Genomic DNA, 21,791 nt, shown 5'->3' with positions numbered 1-21,791 from the left:
CGGGGAACACCTCAGGTGGGGAACTCCCCGAGCCAGCTGCGCGTCAGCAGATGTCTGGGCAGGTACTCGGACTCGACCTCGACGGGCATGCCGACGTCCAGGGCGAGGCAGGCGACGGCCAGCGGGCCGAGTGCCACCGCGCCGTCGGTGGACAGCCTGCGGTCCTCGTCCTTGGTCCAGTACTCCTTGTGCAGCCGCAGCGCCTGGACGAGCCCGGCGTTGAACTGCTCCACGTCCCGCTTCAGGAACTGCAGGAACAGGTTGAGCGGAGGGTAGAGGATCTTCAGCATCAGCTCCCGGTCGGCGACCCGGAGGCCGTCCGGATCCGTCCCGCGGAAGGCGGCGGAGAACTTCTCGCCGAGCCCGGGCCGTTCCGCCCAGTACGTCTGGAGCGCGTCGACCCAGTCGTAGATGTAGTCGTCGTAGACCGCGCCGGACGCGCGCAGCACGTCGACGGGCACGTCGGAGAGCTGTGTCATCCGGTTCTGGTCGCGGCAGACGATCGCCAGCCAGAACGCCGTGATCCAGTTGCCCGCATCGGTGAAGTGCTTCGGGCCGGTGGCCGGGATCGTCCGCGTCTTGTGCGCGATGACGCATTCAACGGTGTCCGTACCGGCGGTGGCCGCCGCGAACAGGGCGGAGCCGACCTGCATCGCGGCGACCCAGGCCTCCCAGGTCTCGGAGGTGTTGGCAGTGGGGTCGTGGAGGCAGTGGAGCGCCGCGGTGCTCAGGGTGCTGCTGAAGGTCAGCCCGAACATCTCCGGCGCCTCTTCGAGGTCCTCGATCTGTTCGATCGCGCCCTGGTCGCTCATTTCGAGGATCCGGGTGGGATCCCCACCGGGAAACTCGTGACGAGGCACTCGTGTGGACATCAGTTACTCCCGGGCTTGCCTATGTCGAACTGCTTCATCTGGTAGCCAGCGTACTTACCGGCCTTGGTGGCGTCGGCCTTCACCAGCACGTAATCCACGTCACCGGATTTGAGTGCCCGGCGGAGGTCCTGTGCCAGGGCCATCTCGTCCGCGTTGTTCGAGGCCTGGGCGCGCTTCTCCATTTCGTGCAGGATCGTCTGGAAGTACTCCCGCGTCCCCTGCTGCACCCGGTTGCCCAGGTGGCTCGTCCGCTCACCGAGGCCGGCCCTGGTCGAGCCCTTGGCCTCGACGACGACGTACCTGCCGTCGGACGTCCGGTAGACCTGGTCGAAGCGGTTGTTGCCGAACGCGCCGTCGTCCACGCGGGTCGCGTTCGGGTAGTGCTCGGGTATGGCGTGCGTCTCCGCGACGTTCTCGCCGAACAGCTCGCTCTGCTTCAGCATGTCGCCGTGCAGCGGCGAGTGCGCGGCCTCGGCCAGGTCCCGGGCGGCCGCCAGCTCCGGTGTGGGATGCGCCTTGTACGCCTTCTCGGCCGACTCCAGGCTCGCCTCGGCGGTGTTGTCGGCCGTGATGGCCTGCTGGCGCGTGTGCGCCCATTCGTCGAGCCGGCGCAGTGTGCCGGGCGGGACGTCGACACGCGAACCGACCGTGGGGTTGGGGTCGAGGTACTTCGCCGGGGTCGCGGGCGGCAGGTCGCTCTTGGAGATCCACGTGCCGGGGTGGGCGGGATCGGGCACCAGGGTGGGCAGCCGCTGGCCGAAGACCTCCTGGTCCGCGAACCTGCGGTAGCCGTTGGACCGGTAGTGCTCCTTGAACCAGGCCGGGTCGTTGTTGGCGAGGTCGACGTGGCGCCGCATGATCTCGCGCGGTCCGGTCTCCGCCGGGCGCCCGCCCCCGGGCTCGCCGGGGGTGTGGTCGCCGCCGGTGGGAGTAGAGGCGTCGTCCGCGTTCCGGCCGGCGTCGAGGGCGTCGTCGCCGTGGCCCAGGCTGTCGAGATCGTCCAGGCCGCCCGGTCCGCCCGTGCCGCCGGTGTCGTGCCCGCGGGGCGGCAGCGTATCGGTGGTGTGGCTCCCCGGCAGATGACCGCCGGTGCCGCCGGTGCCGCGGGGACCGCCCGTGCCGCCGACGGGGTCGCCGCCACGGCCCACGGTGCCCGCCGTGTCCGCGGAGTGCGCGCCGACGCCCGCGAGTTCGCGCCCGCCCGTGCCGGGCGCCGCGTGCTCGGAAGTGACGCGCTCGGCGGCCGTGCCCTCGTGCGCGATGTCCGCGAGGGACTCCCGCACGGTGCCGTCCGCGTTGTGCATGACCAGCGTCTTGGTGTCGAGGTAGACGACCTCGCCCTTCGGGGTCTCCATGCGGACCGTGTTCTCGGGCGTCAGGCCCGCGGGCAGGACGTCGGTCTTCAGCGGCTGATCGGTGATCTTGAACGTGCTGTCGGCGAGCTTGATGTACGTGCCGTTGGTGACGGCCTTGAGGCTGGCCATCACGTCCCCGAGCCGCGTGACACCGGCGCCGATGCCCTTGGCGACGTACGTCATCGGGTCCACGATGCGGCCGGCCTTGCCCGCGAAGGAGATGGCCTTGGCGATGGCGCCGGTCTTCGCGGCGGTGCCCGCACCGCCGGTGAAGACGGTGGTGAGGACGTTGAAGGTGACGGCGCCCGCAGCGCGCGAGGGATTCTTGCCCCACTCGTCGTAGGCGATCAGAGCCTTGCCGGTCTCCACGACCGCGGTGCGGGAGTCGCGCAGCCACGACGGCAGCTTGTCGTCGGGAGCCAGCCAGTAGGCGCTGCCGACGATGGGCATGCCGGTGATGACGAGGCCGGTGAGCAGCTTGCCCAGACCGGTCCAGGCCTGGCCCGCCGCGTCCCACCCGTCGAAGCCGACGAGCGTGCCGAGGCCCTTGACGGTGCCCCACACGCCGTCGACGAAGAAGCCCTTGGTGAAGTCCCACAGGTGCTCGTGGATCTGGTACCAGGGCGTGGACTCCTCGACCGGGTCGCCCCAGGGCAGACCCTGGGCGTTGTTGAGGTCCTCGGCCCGGTAGCCGTACATGCCCTCCTTGTTGGACCCGTCGTTCAGGGTGAGCGGGGCGCCGCCGATCAGGGCGACGATCTTGCCGTAGCAGGTGCGCTCGGCGGCCTGGAACGCCGCCCAGGCCGCGTTGACCTCGCCTCGCCGGGCGTTGTTCTCGTCGACGAGGTCGGCGTCCTCGCGCCAGTCGTCGTCGTCCGCGATGCTGCTCGCGAAGGCGGCCGCGTCGTGGCGCAGGCTCTCGAACTTGGCGACGAGGGGACGGACCTCCGTCGCGTAGGCGGAGAGCGCGGAGGCGACCGTGCCCACCTCGGTGCGCAGTTCGTCACCCGCCTTGGCCACCGGAGCGGTGGTGGCGAACAGCTTCTCCGCCTCGGGCGCCTCGTAGTGGGCGGAGAGCCCCTTGAAGCGGGTGTCGATGTGGGATCCGGCCTCCCACAGGTGGGTCGCGTCCTTGCCCAGCGCGGAGACGTCCTTCTCCAACTGCTCCAGGCTGCCGGTGAACTTCGGTATCTCGTCCGGGTTCAGTGCGGTCTGGTCGCTCACTTGGCACCGCCCGCGGGAGCGCCCGGAAGGTCGATCTTCGGTTCCTTGAGCGCCGCCGCCTGGGCGTCGGCGGCCATGTCCAGGTCACCCTTGTTGTACGCGTTGGTCGCCTCCACCGCGCCTCGCATCGAGTTCGCGGTCCGCTGCGCCATGAACGCCAGCTTCTTCTGCCGCTCCTCCAGGTACTGGCTCAGCGCGGCGGCGACCGGACCCACCGGTACGCGCGGTGTGCCGGCCGGCACCGGGCCGATCATCGGCCCGTGGAACTGCCCTCCGGGCACGGCCGTCCCCGCCGAGGACGCCGCGCTCGCCATGTTCGTCACCAGCGAGGTGGCGGCCTTCTCCAGGTCCCCGCCCGCCTCGCCGGTCGTCGTCAGCGTGGCCTGCACGCCGACGGGATCGATGTCCCAAGCTGTCATTCCAGCCCCCGTAAAGCCTTTGACAGTCACGTTCATCAGACACGTATTCGGCCGATCATTCGTACCAAAGAGACGCATCCGACGGCAACGCAGTTCCGCGCCGAGGCAGTTGGGGTCTACGGCGCTTCCGGCGGGGGCGTCGGCGCGCCGGGCAGCCGGACGGTCGCGACGGTGCCGCCGCCCTCCGCGGGCGTCAGCGAGACCTCGCCGCCGGACCGCTGGACCGTGCGGGCCACGATGGACAGGCCGAGGCCCGAGCCCGGGAGCGCGCGGGCCGACGGGGAACGCCAGAACCGGTCGAAGACGTACGGGAGTTCGTCGGCGGGGATGCCGGGGCCGTGGTCCCGGACGGTGAGGACACCCCCGTCGAGGACGACCTCGACGGTGCCGCCCTCGGGGCTGAACTTGACCGCGTTGTCGAGCACGTTCACGATCGCCCGCTCCAGCGCGGCCGGCTCCGCCCGGACGAACCAGGGGTGGAGGTCCGCCGAGATCGTCAGCTCCGGCCCGCGCAGCCTCGCGCGGCGCAGCGCCGCGTCCACGGTGTCCTGCAACGCGATCACCTGGACGCGGTCCCCCGACTGGCCCGAGTCCGTCCGCGACAGCGTCTGCAGGTCGCCGATCAGCGCCGCCAGTTCGGTCATCTGCGCGGTGACGGAGGCGAGCAGCGCCTTGCGGTCCGCCGGGGGAATCGCGCGGCCCGTCTCCTCGCTGCGGGCGAGCAGTTCGATGTTCGTACGGAGCGAGGTGAGCGGCGTGCGCAGCTCGTGGCCGGCGTCCGCGATCAGCTGTTGCTGCACCTCGCGGGAGTTCGCCAGCGACGCGGTCATCGAGTTGAACGAGCGGGACAGCCGCGCGATCTCGTCCTCGCCGTCCTCCTCCACGGGGATGCGGATGCCGAGGTCCTCGGTCCGCGCGACGTGCTCCACGGCCTCGGTGAGCTTGTCGACGGGACGCAGGCCGGCGCGGGCGACGGCCAGTCCGGCGGCCCCGGCACCCACCACTCCGATGCCGGAGACGAGGAGGAGGACGAGGGCCAGGTCCTTGAGGGTCTTCTGGGTGTCCTCGAGCGAGACGCCGACCATCAGCGCGACGCCCGGGTAGGGCTGCGACGCGGGTCCGGGGCCGACCATGACCGGGAGGGTCGCCACCCGCACGGCACGGCCGTCCGCGTCGGTGCTGTCGTGCAGGGTGCGCACGCCAGGGTCGGGGTTCGCGGCCACGGCCTCGTCCTCGCCGGTGGCCTTCACGATGCCCGCGGAGTCGGGGAACACGCAGGTCTTGCCGCTCGCCGTGACCAGCTGCGTGTAGTACGGCGTCCGCAGCTTGCCCGAGGACGTGTCCGTGCAGCTCGCAATCAGGGCCGTCACGTCGGTGCCGCGCAGGTTGTTGTCGATGTTGTCGAGCGAGGCGTTCACCTGCTCGTCGAGCTTCCCCCGCACGATGAACCAGCACGTCACCGAAACCGCCGCCACCCCGAACGCCACCGCCGCCGCGACCAGCAGGGCCAGCCGGGACCGGATCGGCAGGGACCGGAAACGGCGCAGGGCTCGGCTCACTCCGCGCCGCCCGAGCGGAGCACGTACCCCACGCCCCGCACCGTGTGGACGAGGCGCGGCTCGCCGCCCGCCTCGGTCTTGCGCCGCAGGTACATGACGTACACGTCCAGGGAGTTGGAGCTCGGCTCGAAGTCGAAGCCCCAGACCGCCTTCAGGATCTGCTCGCGGGTGAGGACCTGGCGCGGGTGGGCGAGGAACATCTCCAAGAGAGTGAACTCCGTGCGGGTCAGCTCGACCTGCCGCCCGCCCCGGGTGACCTCCCGGGTCGCCAAATCCATGCGCAGGTCGCCGAACGTGAGCGCGTCGTCCCCGGGGGCGCCGGGCGCGGTGGCCGCGTACGAGCTGCGCCGCAGCAACGCCCGGATGCGGGCGAAGAGTTCGTCCAGTTCGAAGGGCTTGACCAGGTAGTCGTCGGCGCCCGCGTCGAGCCCGGTGACCCGGTCGCCGACGGTGTCGCGGGCGGTGAGCATCAGGATCGGCGTGGTCGTGCCGGCGCCGCGCATCCGGCGGGCCGCCGTCAGGCCGTCCATCCGGGGCATCTGGATGTCCAGGACGACCAGGTCGGGCTGGTAGGCGGTCGCCTTCTCCAGCGCGTCCGCGCCGTCGACGGCGACCTCGGTGCCGTACCCCTCGAAGGCGAGGCTGCGCTGGAGTGCTTCGCGCACCGCCGGCTCGTCGTCGACGATCAGAATGCGCTGGGGTTCACGGTCGCCTTCGGCGGGGCTCATCGGCGTTCTGTTCCTCGGATGCGGTGGGACGGTTGCGGGGACTTTCAGCCTCGCACGTTTCCGGGCCGCTCAGCGGGGACCGGCCTCGTACGAGACCGTCGTACGGCGGCCGGTGTCAGCCGCGGACGGCGGCGCGACGGCGGTCCCGGGCCCGGCGGGCGGCCCGGGCGGCGACCGGCGGCATCTCGGGGGCCCGGGCCGGGGGCGGGTGCAGCTCCCCGGTGACCGCGAGGGCGAGGCGGAGCCCGGCCGGGCCGCCGGCCGTGACGGTGTGGGTGACCTGCCGGAACGGAACCTGCTGGATCATGTCGACCTCCTCGGTCACTGGTCCCCGGGCGGGGCGGCTCAGCTGTCCGAGCCGCCGGCGCGCAGGGTGTCCAGGTCGGACTTGACGGTGTTGACCGGGATGGCGAAGCCGAGGCCGACGCTGCCCGCGCCCGACGAACCGGACGAGGAGTCCGAGGCGGCCGAGTACATCGCGGAGTTGATGCCGATGATGTTGCCGTTCATGTCGATCAGCGCGCCGCCGGAGTTGCCCGGGTTCAGCGAGGCGTCCGTCTGGAGCGCCTTGTACGTCGTCGTGGACGAGCCGGTGTCGCCGTTGAACTGCCGGCCGCCGTACTCGAAGGGCCACTGCCCGCTGCCGCCGCCCTCCTGCCGGCCCTGGCTCTCGTCCGTGGAGACGGTCACGTCGCGGTCGAGCGCGGAGACGATGCCGCTGGTGACGGTGCCGGTCAGCCCTTCGGGGGACCCGATCGCGACGACCTCGTCGCCGACCCGGACGGCGGAGGAGTCGCCGAGCGTGGCGGTCTTCAGGCCGGACGGCGCGTTCTGGAGTCTGATCAGCGCGAGGTCCTTCTTGCTGTCGGTGCCGACGACCTTCGCGGTGTACGACCTGCCGTCGTTCGTCGTCACCTTGATCGAGGAGGCGCCGGAGATGACGTGGTTGTTGGTGATGATCTCGCCGCCGCCGGTGATGATCACGCCCGAGCCGGTGGACTCGCCGGCGTTCGAGGTGGCGCTGATCTCCACGATGCTCGGGCTGACCGCCGAGGCGACCTGGGCGACGGTCCCCTTCTTGCCGGCGGGCACCACGTTCGTGCTCGTGCTGGACGTCGCCACGGTGTCCTGGCCGGTCAGCTCCTGGAAGGCGTACGCGGTGCCGCCGCCCACGGCCGCCGCCGCGATCGCCACCGCCGCGAGCAGGCCCAGCGGGCCCCGGGCGCGCCTGCGGGGAGCCGCGGCTGCCCCGCCGTGGAAGGGCTCGGCGGCCGGTCCGGCGTGGCCCCCCGCGCCGCCGCCGGCACCGTTCCCGCCCGTGCCGGGCCACACCGTGGTGCCCGGCGCGACCGGGACCGGCGTGCCCGGCTCGTACGCCGGCGGGGGCGGCCACTCGGGGTTCACGGGGGAGGAGGCGTGCTGCTGCCGGGGGTACGCGGGCTGCTGGTCGCCCTGGACGTACCCGGACTGGTCGCCCTGCTGGGGGTGCTCGTACTCGCCGCTGCGGCGGAAGCTCTCGGTCATGGGACGAGACTCGCCCCTCATCATGAGAGCTCCCTGAGGGGCCGCTGAGAAGCCCGACAGAACCTCGTATGCCCGATATAAAGACGCCCGGGCCCGGCGAACACCGGGTGGCGCGGACGTGAGGGCACGGATGGCGCCGGACGAACACTTGTCCGCGGGCTGTGCGACCCGTGTGCGGGCCGGGGCGCGCGGCCTACGATCACCGCGCCGGAGGGGGGCTCCGCGGTTTCGCCCGACTGCTGCGCGCAGTGCGGGCCGGTGCGTCGTACGCCCTTCTCGGGTTCCGCCACGCTTCCCGGATCCTCCCGGGGCCCGCGCTCCGACCCGTTCGGACGGGCCCCGGGACGACACCACCACCCCAGGAGCCCTGAGTGATACGTGCCCTGCGCGGCCGTACCGAACGTCTGGTCACGGCGTTGCCCGCGGCCGCCCTCGCGCTGGCGCTGAGCTGCGCCGGCGCCCTCGCCGCCCAGCCCGCCGCCGCGGCCGGCGACCCGTCCGGACTGCCCGACGCGAACGTCGCCCGTTCCGCCGCCCCGGCCCCGGCCGCCTCCGCCCGGGAGCTGCGCCACCGGGTGGTCGAGGCCGCCGAGGACCGGGCGACTCCCGCGACGGCCGCCGCGAAGAAGACCCCGTTCGTCATCGGCGGCAGCCAGACCACCATCGCGAGCGCCCCCTGGATGGTGCAGCTCGCCTACTACGACGACGCCACCGGCGACGGCTACTTCTGCGGCGGCACCCTCGTCGCCCCGAACAAGGTCCTCACCGCCGCCCACTGCGTCGCGGGCCTCGACTGGGCGAAGAACGGCGCCGTCCTGGCCGGCACCACCGACCTGTACGACGACACCAACGGCACGGTCGCGGGCGTCTGGCAGCAGTGGAACCACCCGCGCTACGACGAGGCGACTGTCCGGAACGACATCGCGGTCCTCACCCTCGACCGCCCGCTGGAGCAGCCGTGGATGCGGCTCGCGGCCGCCAACGACACCCCCTGGTACACGCCCGGTCTGACCGGCACGGTCTACGGCTGGGGACTGACGTCCGGCGCCGACGGCGCCCAGCTGTCCACGAAGCTGCGACGGGCGGCCCTGCCGCTGGTCGACGACGCCACCTGCGACTCCGCGATGCGGTCGGTCCTCGGTGAGGACGCCTTCGCCGAGGGCTCGATGTTCTGCGCGGGCACCCCGGCGAGCGGGACCGACGAGGGCACCGAGAGTCCCTGCAACGGCGACTCCGGCGGACCGGTGATCGTCAGCGGCAAGATCGTCGGCATCGTGTCCTGGGGCGTCGCGGGCTGCACCGCCAAGGGCGCCTACCCGGTCTTCACCAAGGTGTCCTCGTACACCTGGGCGGCCCAGCCGCGCATCGACGACGCCGACCAGTCCTTCGACGGCCGCGCCGACGTGCTGGCCCGTACGCCGTCCGGCGGGCTCTTCGAGCAGGACAGCAAGGGCACCTCGCTCAGCCGGCGGAAGTACGTGGGCGCCGACTGGCAGGGCGTCAGCTGGGGTCTCCAGGCCGACCTGGACCGCGACTGGTTCCAGGACCTCATCGTCCGCGACAAGACCGACGGCAAGCTCTACCGCAGCTACCTCGACCACCCGTCCGGCGAGTACACCTGGATGCAGATCAGCTCGGTGTGGGGCGGCTACAAGTCCTATGCGGTGCCCGGCGACCTGACCGGCGACGCCCGCCCCGACCTCGTCGCGGTGGACGCCGACGGCTCGGTCTACCTCTACCCGGGCAAGGGCACCGGCCAGTTCTACGGCCGGGTCAAGGTCGTCGACAAGGCCTGGAAGAACGTGAAGATCTTCGGCCACGGCGACCTGTCCGGCGACGGCCGGGCCGACCTGCTGGTCCGCGACAGCTCCGGCGTCCTCTACCTCTACCGGGGCACACAGCAGGAGAAGACGCCCTGGTCGGCGCGGATCCAGGCCCGTACCGGCTGGAACTTCACCTCGTACGTGGCGAACGGCGACGTGACGGGCGACGGCATCGCGGACGTCGTCACGCGCGACTCGGGCGGCACTCTCTGGCTCTACCCGGGCACCAACAAGGCGTCCAGCTCCCTGTTCGGCTCACGGGTGAGCCTGGGCACCGGCTTCAACCAGTACAACCTGCTGTTCTAGCGACGGGCCCCAGGGGATCCGCGACGGCCGCGACAGGCCCCGCGGGTCCCCGCTACGCGCAGCCGCAGGAGCGTCGTACGACCAGTCGCGAGGGGAACTGCTTCAGCCGCTCCCGCCGCGACCCGGCGACCCGCAGCCCGTCGTCGAGGACGAGGTCGACGGCCGCGCGGGCCATCGCGGACCGGTCGGACGCGATCGTCGTCAGCGGCGGATCCGTCAGCGCCGCCTCCTTGACGTCGTCGAAGCCGGCCACGGCCAGCTCGCCCGGCACGTCGATGCGCAGCTCGCGCGCGGCGCGCAGCACGCCGATCGCCTGGTCGTCGGTGGAGCAGAAGATGGCCGGCGGGCGGTCGGGCCCGGCCAGCAGCCGAAGGCCGACCTGATAGGCGTCGTAGCGGTTGTAAGGGGCCTCGAAGAGGCGGCCCTCGGTGGGGATGCCGGCCTCCTGCATCGCCCGCCGCCAGCCCTCGACGTGGTCGGAGACGGGGTCTCCCACGGCGGGCGTCTCGGCGGTGCCGCCCAGACAGGCGACGTACGCGTGGCCGTGCTCCAGCAGGTGGCGGGTGGCGAGCTGGGCGCCGCCGGTGTCGTCCGTGACCACCGCGACGTCGTCGATGGCCTCGGGCCGCTCGTGCAGCAGGACCACGCGGGCGTCCCAGGCCTCGATCTCGGCGGCGGCGTTGTCGTTGAGGGCGTGGCTCACCAGGATGAGCCCGGAGACCCGCATACCGAGGAAGGCCCGCAGATAGTGGACCTCGCGCTCCGCGATGTAGTCCGAGTTGCCGACCAGCACCATCTTCCCGCGCTCGGCGGCGGCCTGTTCGACCGCGTGCGCCATCTCCCCGAAGAAGGGCTGGCGGGCGTCCGGCACGATCAGGCCTATGAGCTCGGTCTTGCGCGAGGCCATGGCCTGGGCGACCCGGTCGGGCCGGTACGCCAGCTCCTTGATCGCGGCGAGGACACGCTCGCGCGTGGCCGGGGCGACCGGCCGGGGTCCGTTGTTGATGACATAGCTCACGACGGCGGTGGAGGTACCCGCCAGTCGCGCCACGTCATCCCGAGTCACCTTGGCCACGCGCGGAGTCTACGCGGATGGACCTACCTCTGGGCAGGCCGTACGGCGGCTTCCTGCGCCTCCGCCGCAGCCTCCGCAGCGTCCGCGGTGTCCGGGTGTGCCGCCTCGTCCGCCTCGTCCGGCTTTGGCCGGGCCGCCTTCTCCGCGGCCCGCTCCACCTTCTCCGGCGTAACGAATCGATAACCGACGTTCCGGACGGTCCCGATCAGCGACTCGTGCTCCGGGCCGAGCTTCGCGCGCAGCCGCCGTACGTGGACGTCGACCGTGCGCGTACCGCCGAAGTAGTCGTAGCCCCAGACCTCCTGGAGCAGCTGGGCGCGCGTGAACACGCGGCCGGGGTGCTGCGCCAGGTACTTCAGGAGTTCGAACTCCTTGAAGGTCAGGTCCAGGACCCGGCCCTTGAGCTTCGCGCTGTACGTCGCCTCGTCCACGGAGAGATCGCCGTTGCGGATCTCCATGGGGGAGTCGTCGCTGACGATCTGCTGGCGGCCCATGGCCAGCCGCAGCCGCGCCTCGACCTCGGCCGGCCCCGCGGTGTCGAGCAGCACGTCGTCGATGCCCCAGTCGGCGGTGACGGCGGCGAGGCCGCCCTCGGTCACGACGAGGACGAGCGGACAGCCGGGCCCGGTGGAGCGCAGCAGCTGGCACAGGCTGCGGACCTGCGGGAGGTCACGGCGGCCGTCGACGAGGATGACGTCGGCACCGGGGGTGTCGACGAGTGCGGGGCCCTCCGCCGGAGCCACGCGCACGTTGTGCAGCAGCAGGCCGAGAGCGGGGAGCACCTCCGTCGACGGCTGAAGGGCATTGGTCAGGAGCAGCAGAGAACTCATCGCGCCCCACCTGCCTGGGGCGTCCTGCGTTCGTGCACGGTTCGCTCGCCCATAACGTCTGGTTCCTCCTCGGTCCCTGCATGGGGCACCTCCCACGTCCGTGAGGCCGTGGGGGAGTTGCGGCACTGCTTCTTACTGCGGTGCGGATCCCGCGCCCCGGGGTCCACTGCGCCGCTCCGGACCGCTTCGTATACCGGCTTCGTATACAACGCTCCGGAAAGCGCAAAAGGACCCGGGGGCTTCACTGCCCGAGTCCTCTGCCCAGCAGAATAGCCCACATGAGCTCAGGTCCGGCAGGTCGTGTGACCCGATCTTCCAGAATTCCACCAGGTGAGACAGGCCCCCGCACCCCGGTGCGGACGTTCCTGCGCACGGCCGACGGGGTCACCGTCGACGCCGCGTACACCCCCGGAAGGGGTACGTCCGACGACCTGGTGATCGTCGTCGCGCACGGTTTCACGGGTGACCTGGAACGCCCGCACCTGCGCCGGGCGGCGGACGCCTTCGCCCGGTACGCGGCCGTCGTGACCTTCTCCTTCCGCGGCCACGGCGCCTCCGGCGGCCGGTCCACGGTCGGCGACCGGGAGGTCCTCGACCTCGCGGCCGCGGTGGCGTGGGCACGTGAACTCGGGCACACCCGGGTGGCCACGGTCGGCTTCTCGATGGGCGGCTCGGTGGTGCTGCGCCACGCCGCGCTCGCGGACGGTCCGAAGGCCCCGGAGCACGAGGGGCGCACGGAGGCGCGCGTCGACGCCGTGGTGGCCGTGAGCGCCCCGGCCCGGTGGTACTACCGCGGTACGGCCCCCATGCGGCGCCTGCACTGGCTGGTGACCCGTCCGGTGGGCCGTGCCGTCGGCCGCTACGGCCTGCGCACCCGCATCCACCACCGCGACTGGGACCCGGTACCCCCGTCCCCGGTCGAGTCGGTGCCCCTGATCGCGCCGACCCCGCTGCTGATCGTGCACGGCGACCGGGACGGCTACTTCCCGGTCGACCACCCGAAGATGCTGGCGGAGGCGGCCCGGGGCCACGCCGAACTGTGGCTGGAGCACGGGATGGGCCACGCCGAGAACGCGGCCGGGGACGAACTGCTGGCCCGCATCGGGCGCTGGGCCGCGGCGCACGCGGGCCAGGTCTGATGATCACGAGCGTTGTCGACACCGGCCGGGGCACTAGCCTGACGGTGTCGACGCCACGACGGCGCCGGCACCGACTTCAGTACTGATCGAGGGACCAGATGGCAAAGGGCACGGTGCGGTACTGGGCCGCCGCCAAGGCCGCGGCCGGCGTCGCCGAGGAGCCGTACGAGGCGACGACGCTCGCCGAGGCGCTCGACGCGGCGCGCGAGCGCCACCCCGGCGAACTCACCGGGGTCCTGCGGCGATGCTCCTTCCTCATCGACGGTGACCCCGTGGGCACCCGCGGACATGAGACGGTACGGCTGGCCGAGGGCGGCACGGTCGAGGTGCTCCCGCCGTTCGCAGGAGGGTGACCCAGAGCATGAGCAACCAGCCCCACGAGCCGTACGAGCCCCCGTACGAGGGGTACGACCCGTACCGGCAGGACCGGCCGCGGACTCCGGACCGGCCGCAGTCCGGCTGGCCCGGGCAGCAGGGGTACGACGAGGCGCAGCAGCAGTCCCACCAGTACACCCAGCAGTGGGAGGGGCAGACCTGGGAGACCCAGGCGCAGCCGCAGGCCTCCGCCGCGGACACGGCGTACCTGCCGCCGCAGGGGTACGCCGAGCCGTCCCCGTACGGCACGGCGGGCGGACCGCTGCCGCCCGAGGCCCCCGCCGCCCCGTGGAACGGGCCCGCCGACCCCGGCGCCCGGTGGACCGCGGCCTCCGCGTCCGACGCCGGGTGGAACGGCGGCTCCGCCGAAGCACAGGGGAACGGCGCCTACGCGTCCGACGCCGGGTGGAACGGCGGCTCCTTTGCCGGGCAGGCGGACGGCGGCTACGCGTCCGACGGCCAGTGGGCCGGTGCCGCGGACTCCGGCGAGGGCCGGTGGAACGCGTCGGCCGACCCCGGCCACGGCACCGGCCACGGCACCGGCCACGCCGATTCGGGCTACGGCTCCGCGCCCGGCGGTACCGGTCATGGCTCCGCGCCGGCCGGTTCCGGCTACGGTTCCGCGCCGGCCGGTTCCGGCTACGGTTCCGCGCCGGCCGGTTCCGGGTACGGTTCCGCGCCCGCTGATGCCGGGTACGGTTCCACGCCCGCCGTTTCCGGTTACGGCGTCGCCTCCGCAGACTCCGTTCACCCGGTGCCGGGGGGCGCCGAGGCGGCGCCGCTCGTCGGCGGGGCCGTTCCTGGCGGTGGCGGCGACGCCGGTTCCGGCTACGGTCCGCCGACCGTCACAGGCAACCCGCGGATCACCGACGCCCAGCGGGCCCGGGCCGAGGGCCGGTCGCCCATCATCGAGCCGGGGATGCAACCCGCGGCCCTCACGGCCCTGCTCGGGCTGCTGCTCGCCGGTGCCGCGACGGTCGGGCCGTACGCGCTCGTCGTCCCCCTGGTGCTGCTCCAGGCCGTCACCGCGGCCGGCTGGTTCCGGCTGAACGGCATGTGGCCGGCCAGGCAGGGCATCGCGCTGGCCTTCGCCGGGGCGCTGGTCGCGGACACCGCGCTGCTCGCCGTGGGGCGGGAGAACGCGCCCGCCGCGATCCTCGGCACCCTCGGCGTGTGGGTGCTGCTCACCCTGGTGCTCCAGCTGCGCAGCCACGCCGACCCGGACACCCGGATGTACGGCCTGACGGCGACCGTGGTCTCGGCGGCGCTGGCGATCGTCGCGGCCGGACACCTCGCCGCCGAGCCGGACGCGGTGACCGTCGGGGCCGCGGCGGTCGCCGTGGCGGTCCTGGCCCGCGCCCTGCCGCTGCCCACGGCGGCGTCCGTGGTGGTGGCGCTGCTGGCGGCCGCGGGTGCGGGCGTCGCGGTGGGCGGACTGACGGACCTCGGTGCCCAGGGCGCCTTCCTGGGGCTCGGCGCGGGTGTCTGCGCGCTGATCGGCCACCGGGTCGCCAGCTACGACTACCCGTCCCGCTTCGTCCACATGACGGCCGGCGTGGCCCTGCCGCTCGCCGCGGCGGCTCCGGCGGTCTACCTCCTGGGCCGGGCGCTCGGCTAGCACGGATGTTCGTCACAGCTGATCGACAACCCCGTGGGGCCCTCCGGTCCCGGGTCCCGCGGGGCTAGGCTCACGGAGGACGGCCGCCCAGGTCGTCGGCCGGCCGCCGAGTGGGGGAACACCGAGCATGCGCGCACTGCGAATACTTCTGATCGTCGTCGTGATCCTGGGCGGTCTCTTCGTGATCGCGGACCGCGTCGCGGTCGGTTTCGCCGAGGACGAGGCGGCCGACCGGATCAAGAGCAGTGAGGGCCTGACCGACACCCCCGACGTGTCCATCAAGGGCTTCCCCTTCCTCACCCAGGTCGCCGGCGGCGAGCTCGACGACGTCGAGGTCGGCATCAGGAACTACCAGGCCTCGACGGGCGGTACGGCCGCGGCCACCGACTCGATCCGCATCGACGACCTGAACGCCGAGATGCACGGCGTCGCCTTCAGCGGCGACTACAGCTCCGCGACGGCGGACCGCGCCACGGGCACCGCCACCATCTCCTACGACGAGCTGCTCAAGGCCGCCAAGTCCGAGCCCGTCCAGGTCGCCCCCGGTGTCACCGCCCGGGTGGTCGGCCTCTCGGACGGCGGCAACGGCAAGATCAAGGTCAAGGTCGAGGCGACCGTCCTCGGCACCAAGCTGCCCCAGCCGGTCTCCGTGCTCAGCTCGGCCAGCGTGGCGGGCGACACCGTCAAGGTGCACGCCGACAGCCTGCCCAAGCTGGGCGTCGAGCTCGCCGAGGGCAAGATCCGCACGATCACCGACTTCGAGCAGAAGATCGACGAACTCCCCGGCGGCATCGCGCTCGACAAGGTCGAGGCCGCGAAGAACGGCGTCGACATCAAGGTGAAGGGCTCGAACGTCAAGCTGGTCGGCTGAGGGCCGCAGACCGACGAAGCGGGACGGGCCCGGGGACGGGACGCCCGGCGGCGGTCGGACAGATGTCCGAAGGGCGAGACGCCCGGTCCGTCCGGCGGGCGGGACGGGGGACGGGGCGCCCGGGAACCGGGCCGCGGCGGCACCGGCGGGCGACTGCTTCTCACATCGCGGACGATCGCGTCTCAAAATGCGACACGCCGGTGACATCCGCGCCTGTCCGTCCCTACGATCGCTGTCATGAAGCGACAGGCGGATCTCACGAAGCGGCGGGCAGTAGACCTGTGCCGCGTCGCCGCCATGCTCTGTCGCACCTTCTGAGCGGAAGCCCGCGTACTTCCGCATTCCCGGCCCGTGGACCATCCCCGTCAGGGCCACGCGTGCGCCGCGTACACCACCGCTGTCGTGACCGTGTACCGCGCACCCCCTCTACACCGCACAGCCCCGCCGCACCTGCCCCGGAGGAGAACGAGCATGAGCCGCAGCGATGTCCTGGTAGACGCCGACTGGGTCCAAGAGCATCTGGACGACCCGAACGTGGCCGTCGTCGAGGTCGACGAGGACACGTCCGCGTACGAGAAGAACCACATCCGCAACGCGATCCGGATCGACTGGACCAAGGACCTCCAGGACCCGGTCCGCCGTGACTTCGTCGACCAGGAGGGCTTCGAGAAGCTCCTGTCGGAGAAGGGCATCGCCAACGACACGCTGGTGGTCCTCTACGGCGGCAACAACAACTGGTTCGCCTCGTACGCCTACTGGTACTTCAAGCTCTACGGCCACGAGAACGTGAAGCTCCTCGACGGCGGCCGCAAGAAGTGGGAGCTCGACTCCCGCGACCTGGTCGCCGAGGTCCCGGCCCGCCCGAGGACCGAGTACCGGGCCAAGCCGCAGAACACGGCGATCCGCGCCTTCCGTGACGACGTCGTCGCCGCGATCGGCTCGCAGAACCTGGTCGACGTGCGGTCGCCCGACGAGTTCTCCGGCAAGCTGCTCGCCCCGGCCCACCTCCCGCAGGAGCAGTCGCAGCGCCCGGGCCACGTCCCGAGCGCCCGCAACATCCCGTGGTCGAAGAACGCCAACGACGACGGCACCTTCAAGTCGGACGAGGAGCTCAAGGAGCTCTACGCCGCCGAGCAGGTCGACCTCGCCAAGGACACCATCGCGTACTGCCGCATCGGTGAGCGTTCCGCGCTGACCTGGTTCGTGCTGCACGAGCTGCTCGGTGTCGAGAACGTCAAGAACTACGACGGCTCCTGGACCGAGTACGGCTCCCTCGTCGGTGTGCCGATCGAGCTCGGCGCCAACAAGTAATCCGCGGCCTCCGCGACCCCTCATCACCCGAAGGACAGAACTTATGTGTGGAGCGAAGGCCGGCGGCCCCGACGCGTCGACGATCAAGCCCGGTGAGACCACCATCCAGGGTCAGGTGACCCGCGACGGCGAGCCCGTCACCGGTTACGTCCGTCTGCTGGACTCGACGGGCGAGTTCACCGCCGAGGTTCCGACCTCGGCGACCGGACAGTTCCGCTTCTACGCGGCCGAGGGCACCTGGACCGTCCGGGCCCTGGTCCCCGGTGGCACCGCGGACCGTACGGTCGTCGCGCAGACGGGCGGCCTCGCCGAGGTCGCGATCGCCGTCTGACGGCGGCACCCGAACGGCCGCAGGGCCGCACCCCAGGGTTGGACGCTCGGGGTGCGGCCCTTCGGCTGTCCGCGGCCTACGCTGGAGGTATGTACGCGCGACGGCGGCACGCCTACTTCGCCCTGATGGCGACGTGCATCGGCCTCTTCGTCCTGGCCTGGGCGGTCGTGCGGATCTGGTCGGTTCCCGCGGCCGTCGGGATGTGTGTGGTGGCGATGGTGATCCCGCCGGTGGCCGCGATGGTGGCCAACCGGCGCGGGCCCGAGGACCGGTGGTGGGACGACCCCTCGGGGGACCCGAAGTCCGACGAGTGGTGGGACGAGCTGGACGGGAAGAGGCGCCGGCCGCAGTAGTGGCGGCCACCGCGCCGCCCGGCCCGGCATCCGTGCCCGCCGCTCCCGGGGCGCGTCTCAGTAGACGAGCGCCTGCGTCCCGTCGGCCATCGCCTCCTGCACGAACACCTGGGCGCCCGCGATGCGGACGCCCTCGAGGACGTCCTTCTCCGTGATGTCCCGGCGGGCCGCGCACTGGGTGCACAGGGTGATGCGGCCGGCCGCCATGATCGAGTGGATCAGCTCGGGCAGCGGCGCCGCGTGCGGGAGCTCGAACTCCGCCGCCCGGCCCGGCAGCGCGAACCACGCGGACTCCCCGGTCAGCCAGAGGGAGACGTCGACACCGCTGGCCACCGCCACCGCCGCGACGGTGAACGCCTGCGAGCAGCGCTCGGGGGCATCGGCCCCCGCGGTCACCTTGATCACGAGCTTCTTCGCCATGGCCGCATGGTAGTCCGCGTCGTGATCAACGTATCGAGGACATCAGCGGACGGTGACCCCGAGGGCGACCTCACAGAGAGAGCCGGGTCCCCGCCCACTAAGCTGGGACCCGGCTCTTGTACTTCCACCCCGCTCAATCGAGGAGCACCCCGTGCTTGAGGCATTCTTCGAAGCCCTGCTGGTCCTGGTCTGCGTCGGCGTCCTCGCCTTCGCCGGACTGACCGTGAAGAAGCTGTACCAGGGCCAGCGCTGACCCCGCGTCGTCCCTGACCTCCGCGACGTCCCCGACGCCCCCGACGAAAAGCTGCTCATGATCGAGATCCCGTCCGACCTCCACAAGGACCTCGTCCCGCTCGCCTTCCTGCTCGGCAGCTGGGCCGGCGCCGGCGTCCACGACTTCCCCGGTTCCGAGAAGTGCAACTTCGGGCAGGAGGTCTCCTTCAGCCACGACGGCCGGGACTTCCTGGAGTACCACTCCCGCACCTGGGTCCTCGACACCGACGGGAACAAGGTCAGGCCGCTGGAGACCGAGTCCGGCTTCTGGCGCATCGACGGCAACCGCAAGGTCGAGGTCGTCATGACCCGCGACGACGGCGTCGTCGAGATCTGGTACGGCGAGCTGGCCGCCAAGAAGCCGCAGATCGACCTGGTCACCGACGCCGTGGCCCGCACGGCGGCCTCCGGTCCGTACACCGGCGGCAAGCGGCTGTACGGCTACGTGAAGAGCGACCTGATGTGGGTCGGCGAGAAGCAGACCCCCGAGGTCGAGCTGCGCCCCTACCTGTCGGCGCACCTGAAGAAGGTCGTCACCCCGGAGGACGTCGAGCGCTGGGCCAAGGCCCTGCCGGACGACATGCCGGACGACGGGATCGCCTTCTTCAAGTAGGCCGACCGAGTCCCCGGCGGCTCCGGCCGGGTGGCCATACACTTCCGGTGTGGTGAGCACCGACTGGAAGAGCGACCTGAGGCAGCGCGGCTACCGGCTGACGCCGCAGCGCCAGCTTGTCCTCGAAGCCGTGGACACCCTGGAGCACGCGACCCCCGACGACATCCTCATCGAGGTGAGGAAGACGGCGTCGGGGGTCAACATTTCCACCGTCTACCGGACGCTGGAGCTCCTGGAGGAGCTCGGTCTGGTCAGTCACGCCCACCTCGGGCACGGTGCCCCGACGTACCACCTGGCCGACCGGCACCACCACATCCACCTGGTCTGCCGTGACTGCACGAACGTCATCGAGGCCGACGTCGAGGTGGCCGCCGAGTTCACCGCCAAACTGCGGGACACCTTCGGCTTCGACACGGACCTGAAGCACTTCGCGATCTTCGGGCGCTGCCAGAGCTGCACGCTCAAGACTTCAATTACCGAGTCGTAGGGTTAGGCGTATGAAGAGCCCCCTGCTGTCCCTGCCCGGCGCCGTGCCCGCCGAGGGTGTGGACGAAGGTGTCGCAGCCCACTACGGCGACCTGTTCCGCGAGCAGCGGACCCTCGCCGACGGCACCGGCTTCGTCGACCTCTCGCACCGCGGCGTCGTCGCCGTCTTTGGCCCGGACCGGCTGAGCTGGCTGCACCTGCTGCTCACCCAGCACGTCAGCGACCTCCCCGCCGGCCGTGCCACCGAGGCGCTGATCCTCTCCGCCAACGGCCACATCGAACACGCGCTGTACCTCGTCGACGACGGCGAGACGGTGTGGATGCACACCGAGCCCGGCACCCAGGACGCCCTGATCGCGTACCTGGAGTCCATGAAGTTCTTCTACCGCGTCGACGTCGCCGACCGGACGGGGGAGATCGCGGTCGTGCACCTGCCGGCCGGTTCCATCGCCGAGGTCCCGCAGGGCGTCGTCGTCCGCGAGACCCCCCACGGGCGCGACCTCTTCCTGCCGCGCGCCGGGCTGGAGGCGTTCGCGGCGGACACCGGCGGCCACGGACCGGCGGTCGGACTGCTGGCGTACGAGGCGCTGCGCGTCGAACACCATCGCCCGCGGCTCGGCTTCGAGACCGACCACCGCACCATCCCGCACGAACTGGGCTGGATCGGCAGCGCCGTCCACCTCCAGAAGGGCTGCTACCGCGGCCAGGAGACGGTCGCCCGCGTCCACAACCTGGGCAAGCCCCCGCGCCGGCTGGTCTTCCTGCACCTGGACGGCAGCGAGGTCCATCTGCCGCCGCACGGCACGGAACTGCGCATCGCGGACGAGGGTCCCGACGGCCGCAAGATCGGCTTCGTGACGACGTCCGTACGCCACTACGAGCTGGGCCCCATCGCGCTGGCCCTGGTGAAGCGGAACGTTCCGCCAACCGCGCGGCTCCTCGCCGACACGACGGCGGCGGCCCAGGAGGTCGTCGTCGAACCGTAGAGGTCCGGGGTGCGGGCCGTGGGCGTCACATCTCCAGCAGGACCGTGAACGGGCCGTCGTTCGTCAGCGAGACCCGCATCGACGCGCCGAACCGGCCCGTCGCCACCGTGGCGCCCAGCGACCGGAGCTGGGCGACCACCTCGTCGACCAGGGGCTCGGCGACCTCACCGGGCGCGGCCGCGTTCCAGGTGGGGCGGCGGCCCTTGCGGGCGTCGCCGTAGAGCGTGAACTGGCTGACGACCAGCAGCGGCGCGTCGATGTCCGAGCAGGAACGCTCCTCGCTGAGCATCCGGACCGACCAGAGCTTGCGCGCCAGTTGGGCCGCCTTCTCCTTGGTGTCGTCATGGGTGACGCCCACCAGGACGCACAGCCCCTCGCCGCTGATCCCGCCGACCGTCTCCGGGCCGTCCGCCCCGTCCACGACGACGCTCGCGCCGTCCACTCTCTGCACCACCGCACGCATGCGGACCATCATGCCGTGCGGGCCCTTCGCGTGATTTACGGGGGGTTCGAACCCCCCATCCGGGGCCGTTCGGGGGCACTCGGTCACATAGCGGGCTCCGGGGGTGGCACCATGCAGGTACCGCGAAGCTCATACGCGGTGGACCGCACCGGTCGAGGGGACGGCAGAGGCACATGAGCACACCGAGCAGTACCGGGCGCCCGCCCGGGACCGTGTCATTGACCCGTAACAGCCCGCGCGGGAGCGGCGACGGCGCGGGCGCCCCTCACCGGCCGCCCGTGCAGCGCACCGACAGCCCGCTGGCCGTGGACCCGCCCGAGCCCGAACTCGCCGTGCTGGGCCTGCCCGAGCTGCGCACCCTGCGCCGGGACGCCCAGCGGGACGAGGCCGACCTCAGCTATGTGCGGCGGCTGCTCCAGGGCCGTATCGACATCCTGCGGGCCGAGCTCGCCCGCCGCGGGGGCCTGCCGGCGCCGCCCGGACTCGTCGCGGTGCCCTCGCTCATGGACCGGCTCCCCGAGATCCTCACGGACGCGCCCGCCCGGCACCGCTCGTCGGCCCGGCACGTGACGGTCGGCACACCGCGCGGCGAGGAGTACCGGCGGCTGGCCGCCGACATGCTGTCCGAGGTCGAGCTGTCGGACCTCGAGGCCCGTACGGACGACGAGCTGAACGACGGGATGGGCCGGCTGGTGCGCTACGAGCAGCAGGTCTCCCGGCGGCGCCAGCGGCTCCAGCGCACCGCCGACGATTGCAGCGCGGAGATCGCCCGCAGGTACCGTGAGGGAGAAGCACAAGTAGACGACCTGCTCATGTGACGCGGTGGCCCCGGTGATC

At 72.0% G+C, this 21,791-nt stretch carries 24 protein-coding genes; 13 read left to right on the top strand and 11 right to left on the bottom strand.

Going from position 1 to position 21,791, the window contains the following annotated elements:
* Positions 1 to 11: 11 nt before the first annotated feature.
* From AC069T_RS21780 to AC069T_RS21750, 7 genes are all read right to left on the bottom strand, one after another.
* Positions 12 to 872, bottom strand: coding sequence for an immunity 49 family protein (locus AC069T_RS21780; RefSeq protein ID WP_478784320.1), 861 nt, complete (start codon positions 870 to 872; stop codon positions 12 to 14).
* Entirely contained in the window at positions 872 to 3,451 is a 2,580-nt protein-coding gene (locus AC069T_RS21775; RefSeq protein WP_478784319.1) for a hypothetical protein, read from the bottom strand. Before AC069T_RS21775 ends, AC069T_RS21780 begins: the two co-directional genes overlap by 1 nt.
* The gene (locus AC069T_RS21770; RefSeq protein WP_476754338.1) at positions 3,448 to 3,870 is read right to left on the bottom strand and encodes a DUF6507 family protein; all 423 of its coding nucleotides are present in this window, start codon (positions 3,868 to 3,870) and stop codon (positions 3,448 to 3,450) included. Before AC069T_RS21770 ends, AC069T_RS21775 begins: the two co-directional genes overlap by 4 nt.
* Before the next feature lie 116 nt (positions 3,871 to 3,986).
* Entirely contained in the window at positions 3,987 to 5,429 is a 1,443-nt protein-coding gene (locus AC069T_RS21765; protein ID WP_478784318.1) for a HAMP domain-containing sensor histidine kinase, read from the bottom strand.
* Positions 5,426 to 6,157: a response regulator transcription factor gene (locus AC069T_RS21760; protein ID WP_478784317.1), complete on the bottom strand. Its 732-nt coding sequence runs from the start codon at positions 6,155 to 6,157 to the stop codon at positions 5,426 to 5,428. The genes AC069T_RS21765 and AC069T_RS21760 overlap by 4 nt, the downstream gene beginning before the upstream one ends.
* Before the next feature lie 115 nt (positions 6,158 to 6,272).
* Entirely contained in the window at positions 6,273 to 6,464 is a 192-nt protein-coding gene (locus AC069T_RS21755) for a hypothetical protein (RefSeq protein ID WP_478784316.1), read from the bottom strand.
* Positions 6,465 to 6,502: 38 nt separating this feature from the next.
* Positions 6,503 to 7,681, bottom strand: a complete 1,179-nt coding sequence (locus tag AC069T_RS21750; protein WP_478784315.1) for a S1C family serine protease — start codon at positions 7,679 to 7,681, stop codon at positions 6,503 to 6,505.
* 371 nt (positions 7,682 to 8,052) lie between these two features.
* Between AC069T_RS21750 and AC069T_RS21745 the strand changes: the two genes are divergently transcribed.
* Positions 8,053 to 9,810, top strand: coding sequence for a trypsin-like serine protease (locus tag AC069T_RS21745; protein WP_478784314.1), 1,758 nt, complete (start codon positions 8,053 to 8,055; stop codon positions 9,808 to 9,810).
* Positions 9,811 to 9,862: 52 nt separating this feature from the next.
* Here the strand turns inward: AC069T_RS21745 and AC069T_RS21740 are convergent, their stop codons facing one another.
* Both AC069T_RS21740 and AC069T_RS21735 read right to left on the bottom strand, forming a co-directional pair.
* Positions 9,863 to 10,885, bottom strand: a complete 1,023-nt coding sequence (locus tag AC069T_RS21740; protein ID WP_478784313.1) for a LacI family DNA-binding transcriptional regulator — start codon at positions 10,883 to 10,885, stop codon at positions 9,863 to 9,865.
* A gap of 23 nt (positions 10,886 to 10,908) precedes the next feature.
* The gene (locus tag AC069T_RS21735) at positions 10,909 to 11,715 is read right to left on the bottom strand and encodes a winged helix-turn-helix transcriptional regulator (RefSeq protein WP_478784312.1); all 807 of its coding nucleotides are present in this window, start codon (positions 11,713 to 11,715) and stop codon (positions 10,909 to 10,911) included.
* A gap of 278 nt (positions 11,716 to 11,993) precedes the next feature.
* On the opposite strand from AC069T_RS21735, the gene AC069T_RS21730 reads away from it, so the two are divergent.
* The 8 genes from AC069T_RS21730 (at position 11,994) to AC069T_RS21695 (ending at position 17,713) form a co-directional block, all read left to right on the top strand.
* Positions 11,994 to 12,854 carry an alpha/beta hydrolase gene (locus tag AC069T_RS21730; protein ID WP_478784311.1) on the top strand — a complete coding sequence of 287 codons (861 nt, stop codon included), beginning with the start codon at positions 11,994 to 11,996 and terminating at the stop codon, positions 12,852 to 12,854.
* A gap of 98 nt (positions 12,855 to 12,952) precedes the next feature.
* On the top strand, positions 12,953 to 13,207 hold the full coding sequence (locus tag AC069T_RS21725; RefSeq protein ID WP_358854177.1) for a MoaD/ThiS family protein: 255 nt from the start codon (positions 12,953 to 12,955) through the stop codon (positions 13,205 to 13,207).
* Between the two features lie 8 nt (positions 13,208 to 13,215).
* Positions 13,216 to 14,847 (top strand): hypothetical protein, encoded by a 1,632-nt coding sequence (locus AC069T_RS21720; RefSeq protein ID WP_478784310.1) that lies wholly within the window; start codon positions 13,216 to 13,218, stop codon positions 14,845 to 14,847.
* 127 nt (positions 14,848 to 14,974) lie between these two features.
* Positions 14,975 to 15,718: an LmeA family phospholipid-binding protein gene (locus AC069T_RS21715; protein WP_478784309.1), complete on the top strand. Its 744-nt coding sequence runs from the start codon at positions 14,975 to 14,977 to the stop codon at positions 15,716 to 15,718.
* A gap of 237 nt (positions 15,719 to 15,955) precedes the next feature.
* Positions 15,956 to 16,036: a putative leader peptide gene (locus AC069T_RS21710; RefSeq protein WP_350310325.1), complete on the top strand. Its 81-nt coding sequence runs from the start codon at positions 15,956 to 15,958 to the stop codon at positions 16,034 to 16,036.
* A gap of 153 nt (positions 16,037 to 16,189) precedes the next feature.
* A complete protein-coding gene (locus AC069T_RS21705; protein ID WP_478784308.1) occupies positions 16,190 to 17,029 on the top strand; it encodes a sulfurtransferase in 840 nt (279 codons plus the stop codon).
* 43 nt (positions 17,030 to 17,072) lie between these two features.
* Complete coding sequence (locus AC069T_RS21700; RefSeq protein WP_054232391.1) at positions 17,073 to 17,360, top strand: DUF1416 domain-containing protein; 288 nt, start codon at positions 17,073 to 17,075, stop codon at positions 17,358 to 17,360.
* A gap of 89 nt (positions 17,361 to 17,449) precedes the next feature.
* Entirely contained in the window at positions 17,450 to 17,713 is a 264-nt protein-coding gene (locus tag AC069T_RS21695) for a DUF3099 domain-containing protein (RefSeq protein WP_478784307.1), read from the top strand.
* Between the two features lie 57 nt (positions 17,714 to 17,770).
* On the opposite strand, the gene AC069T_RS21690 is transcribed toward AC069T_RS21695, so the two are convergent.
* Positions 17,771 to 18,133, bottom strand: coding sequence for a DsrE family protein (locus tag AC069T_RS21690; RefSeq protein WP_358854172.1), 363 nt, complete (start codon positions 18,131 to 18,133; stop codon positions 17,771 to 17,773).
* Positions 18,134 to 18,443: 310 nt separating this feature from the next.
* On the opposite strand from AC069T_RS21690, the gene AC069T_RS21685 reads away from it, so the two are divergent.
* Genes AC069T_RS21685 through ygfZ form a run of 3 tightly spaced genes read left to right on the top strand, consistent with a single transcriptional unit; the run spans position 18,444 to position 20,491 of the window.
* Positions 18,444 to 19,019 carry a heme-binding beta-barrel domain-containing protein gene (locus AC069T_RS21685; protein ID WP_476754351.1) on the top strand — a complete coding sequence of 192 codons (576 nt, stop codon included), beginning with the start codon at positions 18,444 to 18,446 and terminating at the stop codon, positions 19,017 to 19,019.
* Positions 19,020 to 19,068: 49 nt separating this feature from the next.
* Positions 19,069 to 19,506 (top strand): Fur family transcriptional regulator, encoded by a 438-nt coding sequence (locus AC069T_RS21680; RefSeq protein ID WP_478784306.1) that lies wholly within the window; start codon positions 19,069 to 19,071, stop codon positions 19,504 to 19,506.
* A gap of 10 nt (positions 19,507 to 19,516) precedes the next feature.
* Positions 19,517 to 20,491 carry a CAF17-like 4Fe-4S cluster assembly/insertion protein YgfZ gene (gene ygfZ / locus AC069T_RS21675; RefSeq protein ID WP_478784305.1) on the top strand — a complete coding sequence of 325 codons (975 nt, stop codon included), beginning with the start codon at positions 19,517 to 19,519 and terminating at the stop codon, positions 20,489 to 20,491.
* A 25-nt stretch (positions 20,492 to 20,516) separates the two neighbouring features.
* Here the strand turns inward: ygfZ and dtd are convergent, their stop codons facing one another.
* Entirely contained in the window at positions 20,517 to 20,954 is a 438-nt protein-coding gene (gene dtd, locus AC069T_RS21670) for a D-aminoacyl-tRNA deacylase (protein ID WP_478784304.1), read from the bottom strand.
* 173 nt (positions 20,955 to 21,127) lie between these two features.
* On the opposite strand from dtd, the gene AC069T_RS21665 reads away from it, so the two are divergent.
* Positions 21,128 to 21,772 (top strand): RsiG family protein, encoded by a 645-nt coding sequence (locus AC069T_RS21665; protein ID WP_478784303.1) that lies wholly within the window; start codon positions 21,128 to 21,130, stop codon positions 21,770 to 21,772.
* Positions 21,773 to 21,791 lie beyond the last annotated feature (19 nt).

It is taken from the genome of Streptomyces sp. NPDC043867, assembly GCF_056435845.1.
Note: the sequence above shows the minus strand (reverse complement) of the source record. Positions and strands in the feature narration are given on the sequence as shown.

Coding starts and splice junctions, on each gene's coding strand:
- AC069T_RS21755 (WP_478784316.1), bottom strand. CDS start 6,464: ATGATCCAGCAGGTTCCGTTCCGGCAGGTCACCCACACCGTCACGGCC.
- AC069T_RS21750 (WP_478784315.1), bottom strand. CDS start 7,681: ATGACCGAGAGCTTCCGCCGCAGCGGCGAGTACGAGCACCCCCAGCAG.
- AC069T_RS21735 (WP_478784312.1), bottom strand. CDS start 11,715: ATGAGTTCTCTGCTGCTCCTGACCAATGCCCTTCAGCCGTCGACGGAG.
- AC069T_RS21705 (WP_478784308.1), top strand. CDS start 16,190: ATGAGCCGCAGCGATGTCCTGGTAGACGCCGACTGGGTCCAAGAGCAT.
- AC069T_RS21710 (WP_350310325.1), top strand. CDS start 15,956: ATGAAGCGACAGGCGGATCTCACGAAGCGGCGGGCAGTAGACCTGTGC.
- AC069T_RS21690 (WP_358854172.1), bottom strand. CDS start 18,133: ATGGCGAAGAAGCTCGTGATCAAGGTGACCGCGGGGGCCGATGCCCCC.
- ygfZ (WP_478784305.1), top strand. CDS start 19,517: ATGAAGAGCCCCCTGCTGTCCCTGCCCGGCGCCGTGCCCGCCGAGGGT.
- AC069T_RS21665 (WP_478784303.1), top strand. CDS start 21,128: ATGAGCACACCGAGCAGTACCGGGCGCCCGCCCGGGACCGTGTCATTG.
- dtd (WP_478784304.1), bottom strand. CDS start 20,954: ATGCGTGCGGTGGTGCAGAGAGTGGACGGCGCGAGCGTCGTCGTGGAC.
- AC069T_RS21715 (WP_478784309.1), top strand. CDS start 14,975: ATGCGCGCACTGCGAATACTTCTGATCGTCGTCGTGATCCTGGGCGGT.
- AC069T_RS21700 (WP_054232391.1), top strand. CDS start 17,073: ATGTGTGGAGCGAAGGCCGGCGGCCCCGACGCGTCGACGATCAAGCCC.
- AC069T_RS21780 (WP_478784320.1), bottom strand. CDS start 872: ATGTCCACACGAGTGCCTCGTCACGAGTTTCCCGGTGGGGATCCCACC.
- AC069T_RS21725 (WP_358854177.1), top strand. CDS start 12,953: ATGGCAAAGGGCACGGTGCGGTACTGGGCCGCCGCCAAGGCCGCGGCC.
- AC069T_RS21695 (WP_478784307.1), top strand. CDS start 17,450: ATGTACGCGCGACGGCGGCACGCCTACTTCGCCCTGATGGCGACGTGC.
- AC069T_RS21720 (WP_478784310.1), top strand. CDS start 13,216: ATGAGCAACCAGCCCCACGAGCCGTACGAGCCCCCGTACGAGGGGTAC.
- AC069T_RS21770 (WP_476754338.1), bottom strand. CDS start 3,870: ATGACAGCTTGGGACATCGATCCCGTCGGCGTGCAGGCCACGCTGACG.
- AC069T_RS21760 (WP_478784317.1), bottom strand. CDS start 6,157: ATGAGCCCCGCCGAAGGCGACCGTGAACCCCAGCGCATTCTGATCGTC.
- AC069T_RS21730 (WP_478784311.1), top strand. CDS start 11,994: ATGAGCTCAGGTCCGGCAGGTCGTGTGACCCGATCTTCCAGAATTCCA.
- AC069T_RS21685 (WP_476754351.1), top strand. CDS start 18,444: ATGATCGAGATCCCGTCCGACCTCCACAAGGACCTCGTCCCGCTCGCC.